At 61.0% G+C, this 12,183-nt stretch carries 12 protein-coding genes; 6 read left to right on the top strand and 6 right to left on the bottom strand.

Going from position 1 to position 12,183, the window contains the following annotated elements; genetic code table 11:
- Positions 1 to 20 precede the first annotated feature (20 nt).
- Positions 21 to 704 carry a type 1 glutamine amidotransferase domain-containing protein gene (locus JNO51_RS00150; RefSeq protein ID WP_215779924.1) on the top strand — a complete coding sequence of 228 codons (684 nt, stop codon included), beginning with the start codon at positions 21 to 23 and terminating at the stop codon, positions 702 to 704.
- A gap of 110 nt (positions 705 to 814) precedes the next feature.
- Here JNO51_RS00150 and JNO51_RS00145 read toward each other — a convergent pair whose 3' ends face one another.
- Complete coding sequence (locus JNO51_RS00145) at positions 815 to 2,545, bottom strand: ABC-F family ATP-binding cassette domain-containing protein (RefSeq protein WP_215779922.1); 1,731 nt, start codon at positions 2,543 to 2,545, stop codon at positions 815 to 817.
- A 354-nt stretch (positions 2,546 to 2,899) separates the two neighbouring features.
- Positions 2,900 to 3,367, bottom strand: coding sequence for a thioesterase family protein (locus JNO51_RS00140; RefSeq protein ID WP_215779920.1), 468 nt, complete (start codon positions 3,365 to 3,367; stop codon positions 2,900 to 2,902).
- 255 nt (positions 3,368 to 3,622) lie between these two features.
- On the opposite strand from JNO51_RS00140, the gene JNO51_RS00135 reads away from it, so the two are divergent.
- Positions 3,623 to 4,267, top strand: a complete 645-nt coding sequence (locus JNO51_RS00135) for a hypothetical protein (RefSeq protein ID WP_215779918.1) — start codon at positions 3,623 to 3,625, stop codon at positions 4,265 to 4,267.
- 178 nt (positions 4,268 to 4,445) lie between these two features.
- Here the strand turns inward: JNO51_RS00135 and JNO51_RS00130 are convergent.
- Together JNO51_RS00130 and JNO51_RS00125 are read right to left on the bottom strand one after the other, a co-directional pair.
- Positions 4,446 to 5,665 (bottom strand): IS3 family transposase gene (locus tag JNO51_RS00130; protein ID WP_215777831.1). Its coding sequence is split into 2 segments (ribosomal slippage): positions 4,446 to 5,323 and positions 5,323 to 5,665, totalling 1,221 coding nucleotides; the frame shifts between segments, so codons are not numbered across the junction.
- A 28-nt stretch (positions 5,666 to 5,693) separates the two neighbouring features.
- Positions 5,694 to 6,608, bottom strand: coding sequence for a LysR family transcriptional regulator (locus JNO51_RS00125; protein ID WP_215779916.1), 915 nt, complete (start codon positions 6,606 to 6,608; stop codon positions 5,694 to 5,696).
- A gap of 119 nt (positions 6,609 to 6,727) precedes the next feature.
- Here JNO51_RS00125 and JNO51_RS00120 point away from each other — a divergent pair, with 119 nt between their 5' ends.
- Genes JNO51_RS00120 through JNO51_RS00110 form a run of 3 tightly spaced genes read left to right on the top strand, consistent with a single transcriptional unit; the run spans position 6,728 to position 8,409 of the window.
- Complete coding sequence (locus JNO51_RS00120; RefSeq protein WP_215779914.1) at positions 6,728 to 7,273, top strand: carboxymuconolactone decarboxylase family protein; 546 nt, start codon at positions 6,728 to 6,730, stop codon at positions 7,271 to 7,273.
- 36 nt (positions 7,274 to 7,309) lie between these two features.
- Complete coding sequence (locus JNO51_RS00115; RefSeq protein WP_215779911.1) at positions 7,310 to 7,942, top strand: pyridoxamine 5'-phosphate oxidase family protein; 633 nt, start codon at positions 7,310 to 7,312, stop codon at positions 7,940 to 7,942.
- Entirely contained in the window at positions 7,939 to 8,409 is a 471-nt protein-coding gene (locus JNO51_RS00110; protein ID WP_215779908.1) for a nuclear transport factor 2 family protein, read from the top strand. Before JNO51_RS00115 ends, JNO51_RS00110 begins: the two co-directional genes overlap by 4 nt.
- Positions 8,410 to 8,578: 169 nt before the next feature.
- On the opposite strand, the gene JNO51_RS00105 is transcribed toward JNO51_RS00110, so the two are convergent.
- The gene (locus tag JNO51_RS00105; protein ID WP_215779905.1) at positions 8,579 to 9,508 is read right to left on the bottom strand and encodes an Rpn family recombination-promoting nuclease/putative transposase; all 930 of its coding nucleotides are present in this window, start codon (positions 9,506 to 9,508) and stop codon (positions 8,579 to 8,581) included.
- 963 nt (positions 9,509 to 10,471) lie between these two features.
- Positions 10,472 to 10,735, bottom strand: a complete 264-nt coding sequence (locus tag JNO51_RS00100) for a hypothetical protein (protein ID WP_215779903.1) — start codon at positions 10,733 to 10,735, stop codon at positions 10,472 to 10,474.
- Between the two features lie 430 nt (positions 10,736 to 11,165).
- On the opposite strand from JNO51_RS00100, the gene JNO51_RS00095 reads away from it, so the two are divergent.
- Positions 11,166 to 11,906 (top strand): M48 family metalloprotease, encoded by a 741-nt coding sequence (locus JNO51_RS00095; RefSeq protein WP_215779901.1) that lies wholly within the window; start codon positions 11,166 to 11,168, stop codon positions 11,904 to 11,906.
- Positions 11,907 to 12,183 lie beyond the last annotated feature (277 nt).

Here is a 12,183-nt window from a genome sequence, read left to right as displayed (position 1 = left end):
CGCACAACAAAGGAACACTCATGAAAGTCTTGATGGTACTCACCTCGCACGACCAACTGGGCAACACCGGCAAGAAAACCGGCTTCTGGCTGGAAGAATTCGCCGCGCCCTACTACGTCTTCAAGGATGCCGGCGCCGACATCGTGCTGGCCTCGCCGCTCGGCGGCCAGCCGCCGCTCGACCCGAAAAGCGACCTGGCCGAATTCCAGACCGAACTGACCCATCGCTTCAAGGCCGACCCGGCCGCCCAGCAAGCCCTGGCCAACACCGTGCGCCTGGACAGCGTGCAGCAGCAGGACTTCGATACCGTGTTCTACCCGGGCGGCCACGGCCCGCTGTGGGATCTGACCGTCTCGCAGACCTCCATCGACCTGATCGAAGCCTTCGAACGCGCCGGCAAACCGATCGGCTTCGTCTGCCACGCACCGGGTGTACTGCGCCACGTCAAGGCCGCTGACGGCCGCCCGCTGGTCGCCGGCCGTCGCGTCACCGGTTTCACCAATGGCGAAGAAGCCGCGGTCGAACTCACCGACGTCGTGCCGTTCCTGATCGAAGACGAATTCAAGCGTCAACAGGGCATCTACCTGAAGGGTCCGGACTGGGCACCGTTCATCGTCGAAGACGGCAAGCTGATCACCGGCCAGAACCCGGCCAGCTCGGAAGGCGTCGCCCGGGCACTGCTCAAGCAACTGGCAGCAGCCTGAGTCAAGGATGGCGCACTTAAGAGTGCGCCCCACCAGAAAGGACGGGGTCAGGTCTTGTATTTTGCGTCTCGATGCAAAATACAAGACCTGACCCCGTCCTTTGCTTACTCCTACAGCCCCAGCAACCTTTCCAGCTGCTGCATCTCCTGACGCCAGGCTTGCTGCGACTGCGGTTTCTGGTACTTGGGCTTGCGCTGTAAATCTGCCTGCAACAAGGCATCCAGCTCGCACCAACGCTGCCACTGCGCCTCGGCCTCGCCCGGTGCCGCGACAGGCGTCGCCTCGCCGACGCGGACCGCCGGCGACACCCCACCCTCATCGCCCTGCGGTGCCGGCTCGAACAGGCTGGCATAGGCACTGGCCGCATCCGGCCAGGCTTGCAGCCGTCCCTCGCGCAACACCCAGAACCGGTTGCAGGCCGCTTCGATCAGCTCGCGGTCGTGCGACACCAGCAGCACACCACCGGGGAAGCCCTGCAGCGCTTCGGCCAGCTGCGATTTGCCGTCCAGATCCAGATGGTTGGTCGGCTCATCCAGCCACAGCAGATGATGACTGGCCAGCGACAGGCCGAGGAACAGCAGCCGCGCGCGTTCACCACCGCTCAGCGTGGCCACCCGCTGACCGTGCCGGGCATAGGCAAACCCGGCGGCGATCAGCGCCTGCCGGCGCGTCACCTCGGGCAGCGGGGCCAGCGGGTAAAGCGCATCGATCAGCGTGTCCTGCGCCGCCAGCTGCTGCAGATTCTGGTCGTAGTAAGCAATGCTGGCGGCCGGATGCCAGCGCCAGCCCGCTTGCGGCTCACCCTGCTGCACATCGCCCCAGCACTGGCGCAGCAGCGACGACTTGCCGCTGCCATTGGCCCCCAGCAGCGCCACCTTGTCACCGGGACGCAACCACAGCGCCTCCGCCTGAAACAAGGGGGGCAGACCGGGCGCGGCCCGCACCGGCAAGGACTCGAAGGCCATCAGGCTGTCGGCCGACAGCGCCTGCCCCTGAACACTCAGGCGCCACGGGCTGCCTCGGCTGAGCGCAGTCTGCGCCTCCTTCAGCTTGTCGATACGCTTTTCCATCGACTTGGCCTTGCGCACCAGCTTCTCGTTATCGTGCTCGCGGCCCCAGATCGCCAGCCGCTTGCTGCTGGCTGCCAGACGATCAATCTCCTTCTGCTCGCCACTGCGGCGCGCCTCGGCCGCCAGATCCGCCTCGGCCAGCGCCGCCCGTGCCTCGGTGCACGGCAGCTCAAAACGCTGCAGCTGCGCATCACGCAGAATCCAGCTGCGCCGGGTGGTACGGTCCAGCAGACGGGCATCATGCGACACCAGAATCAGCCCGCCACGCCAGCGATTCAAAAAATCCTCCAGCCACAACAGCGAGGGCAAATCCAGGTGATTGCTCGGCTCGTCCAGCAACAGCAGATTAGGCTGGCGCAACACAGCCCGCCCCAGCAGCAGGCGAGTATGCTGCCCACCACTCAGGGCAGACACCGCCACCCCGGCCTGCTCGGCCAGCCCCAGCTCGACCAGCAGACTGTCGGCACGCCAGGCCTGCGCCGGGTCATGCGCCAGCGCCTCCATCAGCACATCACACGCACTGAGCGTGTGCAGCGCAGCGGGCAGATGCTGCTCGACCAGCTGCAGACGGCAGGCGGCGGCATACTGAATCTCGCCGGCATCGGCTTCCAGGTGACCGGCCAGCAGCTTGAGCAGCGTACTTTTGCCGCAGCCGTTATGACCGATCAGGCCGATACGTTCGTCGTGACTGACCGTAAAACTAAGATCTTGAAACAGGGTGCCGTGATCGGCATTCAGGCGCAGGGACTGCGCGGAAATCAGGGTTGTCATTTTATTCAGCTCTCGCTTGCTCGGGACGCAAAAGTCCCTGTCAACAGGCGCGCTGGCGACAACGGGGATGAGTCGAGACCGACTCCTTACAGGAAAGGTAACTAGGCTCGAACCCGCTTATCGCAGCGCGATGAAGGGCAGGCTAGAGCGGGCAACTGTGCTGAACATGCGTACCAGCATGAGCGGACGCGAGTTGAAAGCCATATTTACCTCCTTTCTTTTCGTGAGGTTGTTCATGATGAATGATTGTAGCGCAAAGCCTGGAACAGCAGGAACGGGGTCAGGTCTTGTATTTTGCATCGAGACGCAAAATACAAGACCTGACCCCGTTCGGTTCCGTTCGGTTTGGCTTGATCAGGCCTGGCTTTCTTCCGTCCGCGTTTTGGTCGGGATCAGTTGATAGTCACCACTGAGTGGCAGGGCCTGCAGAATGGCCATCAAGGCTTCCGGCGGCGCAATCAGCTTGCGATCCTGCAGCCGCAGCCAGGCACCGGACACCTCATAAATCGCTGCCAGCGTGCCATCCTGCTTGCGGATCTCCTGCCGCAACTTCCAGCGCGAAAAATCTTCGCTGGCCCCGGCCAGCTCGACATTGATCTCCACCCGGTCACCCAGGTGCACTTCCTTGCGATAAATGGTCTGCTCGCTGAACAACACCGGCCCGAAACCATGGCGGACAAACTCCCCCGCCGGGAAACCGCAGGCGTTCAACCACTCGAAGCGGGTATGGGTGCACAGATCCGCATAGGCACTGTGCCGCAAGTGCTGATTGGCATCGATATCCGCCCAACGCACCTCATGTGTCTTGGTAAAAACCGTCATAAGCCCCTCGTTATTCTCGTGTTGTGGCAGTCATGCTGCCAACCAAGGCTATGACAAATAATATTTATTCTCAAGTAGCATGGTGGATGACTTTGGCCGAATGTCCCGGCAGGGGAACAGGCCATGACGTTGTTGTAACACCAGAATCAGAAGGCGTTTCCGACAGATTTTCTCGCCGAAAAATAACGACAAGCGTAGCATGAGCGCTGTCCCCTCCGGGTCTGGTGAATCGACCTTATTCAGGCAAGCGACAAGATGAACTACCAACCTCCATTGATCAGCTACTTCCTGGCGCATCCCCTCAAAACCATCCTGCTCATCGTGGTCTTTTCCGTCGCGGCGGTACAAGGCCACGGGATGTTGATCAGTTCGGTCATCTGGCTGCTGCTCATCGGCCTGCTGCCCTTGCAGCTGTCGATGTCGCTCAGCACCCAGCACCAGCAAAACAAGCTGCTGTACGAAAGTTGCCCCGGCATCGACAAGGCCTACTTGCTGGGCATCGCCATTCCCTACCAGGCGCCTGCCCTGCGCAATGTGTATTTTTTCTCGGCAGAGCAGATGCGCGACTGGATGTCCCGCCAGGCCGGGCTACGCGGCATGATCTACCTGATTGGCGTGATCCTGGCCTTGCTGGATCTCTACCAGATTTTCCATACCTGGTCGGGCCTGCAAGACACCAGCCTTATCCTGTTGCCGATCTTGCTGGCCGGCTTTTATCTCTGGCGCAGCCGAACTTACTACCAACTCTGGCGCCTAGCCGAGCAGCAACAATGGCTGGTCGGCTCCGCCATCATGGGGGCGCAATCAGCGACCGTGTTTTCCGCCTATCTGCCCACCAGTGATGCTGAACAGCCCCCCGTACCCTACCTCTCGGCCTTGCTCGACCCGGATGTACATTGACCAGTCCTAAAGACATAAAGACGGGGTCAGGTCTTGTATTTTGCGTCTCGATGCAAAATACAAGACCTGACCCCGTCTTAGTGCGTCTTAGGGCGTCTTAGTTGGCGATGTCTTTGAGGGTTTGCCGCAGGCGGGGGGCGGTGGATTTGCCCCCGTATAACAGGACACCGATCAACGCTTAAGTTGATGAAGCCGCCAGGCGTCGAAACTCTCGTGGAGAGCGGTATTTCAACGCACTATGCGGGTGAAACTCGTTGTAGTGCTCAATGGCAATCGCCAGATTCCGGTAGGCCGTGTGGGCATCCGGTTTCGGCATATGGCCGACGTAGTCCCGCTTCAGCGTCTTGACCATGCTTTCCGCCATGCCGTTACTCTGCGGGCTGCAGACGGGCGTGGTTAACGGCTTGAGGCCGATTTCTCGCGCAAACAGCCGCGTGTCGGCGGCAATATAACTCGAACCATTGTCGCTCAGCCATTCCACCTCGGGCGAGATGCCCAACTGAATGCCGCGTTTCTCAACAGCTTCCAACATGACATCTCGAACCATGTCGCCCGTGTAGCCCCCGGTCGAGGCTGTCCAACTGATGATTTCACGGTCGCAGCAGTCCTCCGCAAACACGACACGCAGCTTTTCGCCGTTATCGCAGCGAAATTCGAAGCCGTCAGAGCACCAGCGGCGATTACTGTCGGCAACAGCAACCCTACCATCATGGCGCCGCGGGGTGCCTGGTTGCTTGATCCGCCGCTGAAGCAGCAGACCATGCTGGCGCATGACGCGATAAACGCGCTTCACGTTGACCGGCGGCAAGTGACCGGCCTCTCGCTGCCGGCGAATCACCCCCCAAGTCCGGCGGTAGCCGTAGCTGGGCAGCGGCGAAATCGCGGCCCGAATTGCCTCGACCAGCTCACTATCGTCGGTCGAGCGACAGGAACGCCCATCCCGCCAATCGGCAGAACGCGACACACGGCGAATCACATTCGAACGCGCCAACCCCAGCGAGGTACAGACCGGTGCTACTGGTCTTCCCCCGGCAATAAGGGTGAGCGCGCAATCCACTTTTTTGCGCGGGCGATTTCCACGGCTTCTTTGAGGATTTCGTTCTCCATCGTCTTCTTGCCGAGGAGTCGCTGTAGTTCGCGTATTTGCTTGATGGCAGAAGCCAATTCAGAGGCGGGCACGACTTCTTCTCCCGCGGCAATCGCCGATAGGCTGCCTTCCTGATAAAGCTTGCGCCACTTGAACAGCTGATTGGGATTGAGCCCATGACGGCGGGCAACGAGGGAAACCGACTGGCCGGGCATGAAGCTCTCGGCAACGATGGCCTGCTTCTCCTCGATGCTCCAGCGGCGACGACGCTCGGGTCCGAGCACGTCTGTCTTGTTGTTGGTGTTAGTCATAAACATAGCCTTAAACCTATCCCTTATTCTAAGCGGGAATCGGTGTCCTATGTTTCAGGGGGCTCGTCCAGGCGGCAAAGTCGAGGAAGCTGCGCAGTTTCAGCGGCATTTGCCCGCGTAGCACATGCAGCAGATGCACCGGAGCCGGCACTGGTTCGTAGTCCTGCAACAGGATTTGCAGCGCCCCCTGTCTGACGCCCTCCGCCGCCTGGTAATGCAACAAGCGCGCAATGCCGACCTGGTGGATGGCGGCCTGGGCCGCGGCTTCTGGTGTGGTAACGGTCAGGCGCGGCTGGATCGTGACATCGATGGCCGCTCCGGTGCCCGGGTGACAGAAACGCCAGGACTGGGTGGGCATGGGCGCATCCACCGTGACGCAGGGGAAGGCTCGCAGATCGTCCGGGGTTTGCGGTCCCCTGTGCGCCGCCAGCAGCGCGGGGCTGGCACAGGTGACGGTACGCATCTCGCCGATTTGCGTAGCCCCCATCGTACTATCCGGCAGCTTGCCGATGCGCAGCGCCAGATCCACATGATCGCTGACCAGATCCACATTGCGATCGGACAGCAGCAGCCGGATGCTGATTTGCGGGTTGGCCGCCAGAAACTCGGCCACCAGCGGCAACACATGCAGGCGACCAAACATCAGCGGCGCGGTCATCACCAGTTCCCCCTTGGGCGTGGTGAACTCCCCTGCCGCCTCACGCTCGGCCTCTTCCACCTGCTCCAGAATGCGCCGCGCCGCGGCAACATAGGCCACACCCGCGTCGGTCAGGGTGAGCTTGCGCGTGGTGCGGATCAGCAGCCGCGTGCCGAGCGAGGCCTCCAGATCGGCTATCTTGCGGCTGAGCGTGGCCAGCGGCACCTGCCGCGTCCGGGCAGCGGAGGACAGGCTGCCGCGCTCGACCACCGCCAGCAGCATCGACATGGCTTCCAGACGATCCATCAAACTCTTCCAAATAATGAGAGAAAGGTTCTTATTTTTACAGGATTATCAGCAATAATGGAAAGGACTATTGTTCTCCCAACGGAACCGATCCCGGTTCAGCCCCTGAGGAGAATGAGATGTCCCGCCTGACCATCCCGACCGTCGATACCGCCCCGCAAGCTTCGCAAGCCATTCTGGACGCCGTCCACAAGCAGCTTGGCGTGGTACCCAACCTGTTTCGCCTGATCGCCCAGAGCCCTGCCGCCCTGCAAGGCTTCACCGCCAACAGCGGCGCGCTGGCCAAGACCCTGGACGTCAAGACCCGCGAGCGCATTGCACTGGCCGTCGCCCAGATCAACGGCTGCGACTACTGCCTGTCGGCGCACAGCTACCTGGGCCTGAATCTGGCCAAACTCAGCGCCGAAGAAATCACGCTCAACCGCCAGGGCCGCTCGGCCGATGCCAAGGCCAATGCCGCCGTGCAGTTTGCCGCCAAGGTCGTGCGCGAACGCGGCCAGGTCAGCGCGGCCGATGTGCTGGCGCTGCGTGAGGCCGGTTACAGCGATGCCAACATCGTGGAAATCGTCGCCATCGCCGCCGAAAACATCTTCACCAACCTGATCAACCTGGTCGCCGACACCGAGATCGATTTCCCGGTGGTGCGAGCCGCCGACCTGGCCTGAGCCCGGGCGTGGTCGCGCTGAAGCAGGAGAACCGTCATGAGCTATGGCTTTCTGGATATCGCCATCACCCCCGGCGTGCGCGCCGTGCAGGCGCAAATGGGGGCCGACCAGCTCTGGCAGGACTTCAAGGGTCAGCGCGACTTCGATCGCTTTGGCGCGCAGGAGGCTGCCTTTATCGCCGAGCGCGACAGCTTTTATCTGGCGACGGTGTCCGAGACCGGCTGGCCCTATGTGCAGCACCGAGGCGGCCCGCGCGGTTTTCTCACCCTGCTGGACGAGCGCACCCTGGCCTTTGCCGACTATCGCGGCAACCGCCAGTACCTGACGCTGGGCAACCTGGCCGCCAATGACCGCACCTGCCTGTTTCTGATGGATTACCCGCGCCGGACGCGCATGAAGCTGTATATGCGTGCCGAAGCCGTGGCACTGGACGCCGACCCCGCGCTGACCGAGCGCGTCTGTGCGGCCGGCGGCAGGGGCCGGCCGGAACGGATGATCCGGCTGCACCTGCAAAGCTTCGACTGGAATTGCCCGCAGCACATCACCCCACGCTTCAGTGAGCCGGAGATCAGCGAGGCCATCCGCCCGCTGCATGAACAACTGGCCCGGCTGGAAGACGAAAACCGCGCACTGCGCGCACAACTTGCCCAAAGAGGACACGCCCCATGACCACCCAACGCCCCCCCTTGCCCCCGTTCGACCTGGAAAGCGCCCGCGAAAAAGTGCGCCTGGCCGAAGACGGCTGGAACAGCCGCGACCCTGCCCGGGTGGCACTGGCCTATACCGAAGACAGCTTCTGGCGTAACCGCACCGAATTCGTCCAGGGCCGTGAAGCGATCATCGCCTTCCTGCAGCGCAAATGGCAGCGTGAACTCGACTACCGGCTGGTCAAAGAACTGTGGGGCTTTCGCGAAAACCGCATGGCGGTGCGCTTTGCCTACGAATGGCATGACGACAGCGGCCACTGGTTCCGCTCCTACGGCAACGAAAACTGGGAGTTCGACGACAACGGCCTGATGCGCCGCCGCTTTGCCTGCATCAACGATGCCCCCATCCGCGCCGAAGAGCGACGCCTGCTGTGGCCGCTGGGACGACGACCGGACGACCACCCAGGGCTGAGTGAGCTGGGGTTTTGAGCGTGGAAAGCGGCGCAATTCAAGATTGCGCCCTACCGTAGGACACATCCGCGTAGGGTGCATTCGCGTAGGGCGCATTCGCCGAAGGCAATGCGCCAATGCAATGCGCCAATGCAATGCGCAAATGCAATGCGCCAATGCAACGCGCCGATGTCATTTCCAACCGGGTTTATTGCAGGTGGGGTTGCAAATCCTGTGGGCTCAGCCCGCTGTAACGCAATACGGTTGCCAGGTCTAACCCGTCTTTCAGCATGGCCAGTGCCATCTCCAGACGGGTTTCGTTCCGACCCTTCTCCATCCCTTGCTGTATCCCCTTCTCCATCCCTTGCTGCATCCCCAGCTCCATCCCTTCCAGTCTCAATTCATCTGCAGCCGTCATGATGTCTCTCTCCTGTTGAGGTGCTTCCTGCACCAGGGTTTGCACAATGTCTTTCGCCAGCCCACCCTTGCTCAGACTCAGCAGGTATTTCAACAACGCCTGCAGCTGATCGTGGGTATGCCACCCCTGCCTGAGCAGCTGCCCGAGCTGTCTGACCAGCATCAGCTTGTCGCGCTGGCGGCTGTGTTTCTGCACCAGCTCCAGCAGCGCCATGCGGCGGTGCCGGAGGATGGTGTCGTCGTCGATGACGGTGACATCGATCAACGGAAACGGTTGTTGATAGAGTGCGGTGGCGGTCTCAGGTTCCGCAAACAGGTCAAGCCATCGGGTACTGAAGGGATAGGGGCTGCGGCGACCGTGGTAGAACAACATGGGGATGACCAGCGGCAAATGGCGTGGTCGTTGCTCCAGATGCTGCTGCATGGCGGCCAGGCTGTACCGCATCAGGCGAAACGCCATCCAGCGGTCAGGCGTCGACTGGTGTTCGATCAACGCGTAGACATAGCCTGCCTGCCCGGCGGTCTGCAGGGCATAGAGCACGTCACAGCAATGGCTGCGCAGGCCTGGCTCGACGAAGCTGCCGGGGGCGAGCCGCAGGCTGTCGAGATCGCACAGCCGCTGCAGGTTGGGCGGCAGATGAAAGCGCAGAAAGTCGCGGGCGGTGTCCGGGTCGTGCAGAAACTGTTTGAACAACAAGTCGTGCGGCGTGGGTGAGGTCATGCCGTCGCGTCCCTGAGTGATGGCCGAGGTCGACAACGCTAAGGGCACAGCAGTGACTTAGGGAAGGGAGCGTGGCAGGGACCACGCCGCGCGAAGCGGAGACTGACGGCATGCACGTTGGCGAATGCACCCATGTTCCCGTTGCATTCAGGAACGGGAACGCGGTGTACCCGGTTGAAACCCTTGCCAGACAAGGCTGTTCCCGTTGTTCCCGCTGTTCCCGTTGGTTTTAAGCAAGAAAGTAAAGAGAGGGGGAGAGGGGAGGAATTGATCTGTTATGTAGGTAATTAGTATTTGTATGTATGACTTTATGTATTTATATGTATTTGTCATCCTTAAACATCTCTCCCGTACAGTATTTCACGTGATCACGGTACCTATTCCCCTCTTTACCTCAAAAGGCACGGGAACAACGGGAACAACGGGAACATCCTTGTCTGGCAAGGGTTTGCGGCGGGCGTCCCTGTTCCCGTTCCAAATTGGCAACGGGAACAGGGAGACGCCGATCGGGTTTACTCCCAAATTTTTGGGGGCAGGCATAGACATTCAGTTTGCCCTCACCAAACCCGGGACAGCGCACATTCAAGCAACAGGGTGACACACTGAGCGACTTGCTGTTCAGCGGCTGCCGCGCGGAACGCCGATCGCGCGAGGCAGGAGAACAGTTCAAGCTGCAGTAGGCGATGCTGGCGCTGGCGAAAGCGATTCGTGCGGCGCTGTTAGCGGACAGGCAGGCAAGGCAACGGCGGGCGGTGCGGCGTGAGGGGCTGTGGGTGGTGGGGTGACTGCGCGGCACGAGTAGGGCACATTCGCGTAGGGTGCATTCGCGTAGGGCACATTCGCGTAGGGTGCATTCGCCGAAGGCAATGCACCGCAGCAATGCACCGCAGCAATGCACCGCAGCAATGCGCCAAACCGACCCCTCCGGGGGGCTTAACACCCCCCGGCCTCCAGTTGAATGCCCTACTCCGCCAACAACACCGTACAACCCGCCAATTGCCGCATCGGCACCGCACGCGGCAGATACAGCCAGCTCTGGCCATTGACCCTGGCCAATGACCAGTCGAGCCGGCCATCCACGATCAGGCGGCACAAGCCGGGCTCGGCCAGTGCCGCACGTGGCGGGCACAGCTCCGAGACCAGCTCAAACAGCGGCATGAACGACGACGGATGAGAACGGCGATTTGTGAAGTGGGACAGGGGTGAATTACCATGCTTGGCAGCCATACTGACTCCTTACTCGAGTTGGTTTGGTTAGCGGGTCCGTGGGTGCTGCAACACCTTCGGGCCCGCGCCTGTTTCAGCGGCACCATGCCGCGCCACATACCCTAGCGAAAGCGATGACAGATCCGCAAGTTTGCGCGGTCATCCTTCCTGGAGAGCACCGTAGGGCACACTCTTCAAGTGCGCCGATGGGGGTAAGGTCTTGGTGGGAGGGGCGGTTTTTCGTACGCGCGCCCCGGTGCGACGACAGTATCTAACTGTGATATATAAACAGCTTTCCGATGACAAAGTATTTAGAAATGCAGGGCTCATTCGCCACACATCCCGTGCCGACGCACCACCTTTGCAAGCAAATACTTCACAATAAAGCGTAAATTTTATATCATATTGTTACATGCACCATGCATCAATGTGAACAAGGAAAATAGGTCTAATGAAGAAGCACATTTTCACCCTGCCGATGCTCCTCGTCGCCCTGGCCGCCACCCCGAGCCACGCCATCGACCTGAACGGCATGCTGAGCGCCGGCATGAAACTGGCCTCCGCCACCACCCTGTCCGATGACGACGCGAAGTCGCTATCGCTGGCCAGCATCAAGCAAGAAGACGCCAAGAGTCGCATCGCCCCGGCCAACAACAAGTACAGCAAGCGCCTGGCCAAGCTGACGCGCGATATGCAAAACGAAGATGGCCTGAAGCTCAACTACAAGGTCTACCTGACCAAGGACGTCAATGCCTTCTGCACCGCAGACGGTTCGGTACGCGTCTACTCTGGTCTGATGGACATGATGAACGACGACGAATTGCGCTTCGTCCTCGGCCATGAAATCGGCCACGCCAAGCTGGGTCACGTTCGCAAGGCCCTGCAAGTTGCCTACGCCACCTCCGCCGCCCGCGATGCCGCCGCCGCCACCGATGGCACTGCGGCACAGCTGTCGCAGTCCGCATTGGGCGACCTGGCAGAAGCCGTCGTCAACGCCCAGTTCTCGCAGAAAGAGGAAACCGATGCCGATGCTTACGGTGTGGGCTTCCTGAAGAGGCATCAGTACGATCTGCACGCCGCGGTCACGTCGATGAGCAAGATCCAGACCATCAGCGACGACCACAGCTGGCTGGCCGACCACCCTGCCTCGAGCGACCGCGTCGCCAACCTGAAGAAGCTGGTCGGCGAATAAGCGCCCCTCCTTCCTCTCTGGAAATTAAAGGCAGTCAGCACCCGGCGAAGACCGTCTTGCCGGGTGTTGTGATTTATCCGCTCAGGCTGCGCCGGGAGTTTTCGGCGCGAGATTTCAGGGCAGCAGAAAGAAAAAGGCCTCCAAAACAGGAGGCCTTTTTCTTTCTGCTACGCCGACTTAAGCGCTCAAATCCCACTGACCTCCTCCAGCCCAACGATGCACGATCCGTGCGACGTCCCCCCGCTAATGAGTAGCATAAAGGCATGATCACCCTCTC

It is taken from the genome of Paludibacterium sp. B53371 (assembly GCF_018802765.1).
In the GTDB taxonomy this organism is placed as follows: Bacteria; Pseudomonadota; Gammaproteobacteria; order Burkholderiales; family Chromobacteriaceae; genus Paludibacterium.
The sequence above is the reverse complement of the archived record's forward strand: the minus strand, read 5'-3'. Positions and strand labels throughout refer to the sequence as shown.

What these genes read in the sequence shown, in the direction of transcription:
- JNO51_RS00100 (WP_215779903.1), bottom strand. Translation starts at nt 10,735, where the DNA reads ATGGCTGCCAAGCATGGTAATTCACCCCTGTCCCACTTCACAAATCGC.
- JNO51_RS00105 (WP_215779905.1), bottom strand. Translation starts at nt 9,508, where the DNA reads ATGACCTCACCCACGCCGCACGACTTGTTGTTCAAACAGTTTCTGCAC.
- JNO51_RS00150 (WP_215779924.1), top strand. Translation starts at nt 21, where the DNA reads ATGAAAGTCTTGATGGTACTCACCTCGCACGACCAACTGGGCAACACC.
- JNO51_RS00120 (WP_215779914.1), top strand. Translation starts at nt 6,728, where the DNA reads ATGTCCCGCCTGACCATCCCGACCGTCGATACCGCCCCGCAAGCTTCG.
- JNO51_RS00140 (WP_215779920.1), bottom strand. Translation starts at nt 3,367, where the DNA reads ATGACGGTTTTTACCAAGACACATGAGGTGCGTTGGGCGGATATCGAT.
- JNO51_RS00095 (WP_215779901.1), top strand. Translation starts at nt 11,166, where the DNA reads ATGAAGAAGCACATTTTCACCCTGCCGATGCTCCTCGTCGCCCTGGCC.
- JNO51_RS00135 (WP_215779918.1), top strand. Translation starts at nt 3,623, where the DNA reads ATGAACTACCAACCTCCATTGATCAGCTACTTCCTGGCGCATCCCCTC.
- JNO51_RS00115 (WP_215779911.1), top strand. Translation starts at nt 7,310, where the DNA reads ATGAGCTATGGCTTTCTGGATATCGCCATCACCCCCGGCGTGCGCGCC.
- JNO51_RS00125 (WP_215779916.1), bottom strand. Translation starts at nt 6,608, where the DNA reads ATGGATCGTCTGGAAGCCATGTCGATGCTGCTGGCGGTGGTCGAGCGC.
- JNO51_RS00110 (WP_215779908.1), top strand. Translation starts at nt 7,939, where the DNA reads ATGACCACCCAACGCCCCCCCTTGCCCCCGTTCGACCTGGAAAGCGCC.
- JNO51_RS00145 (WP_215779922.1), bottom strand. Translation starts at nt 2,545, where the DNA reads ATGACAACCCTGATTTCCGCGCAGTCCCTGCGCCTGAATGCCGATCAC.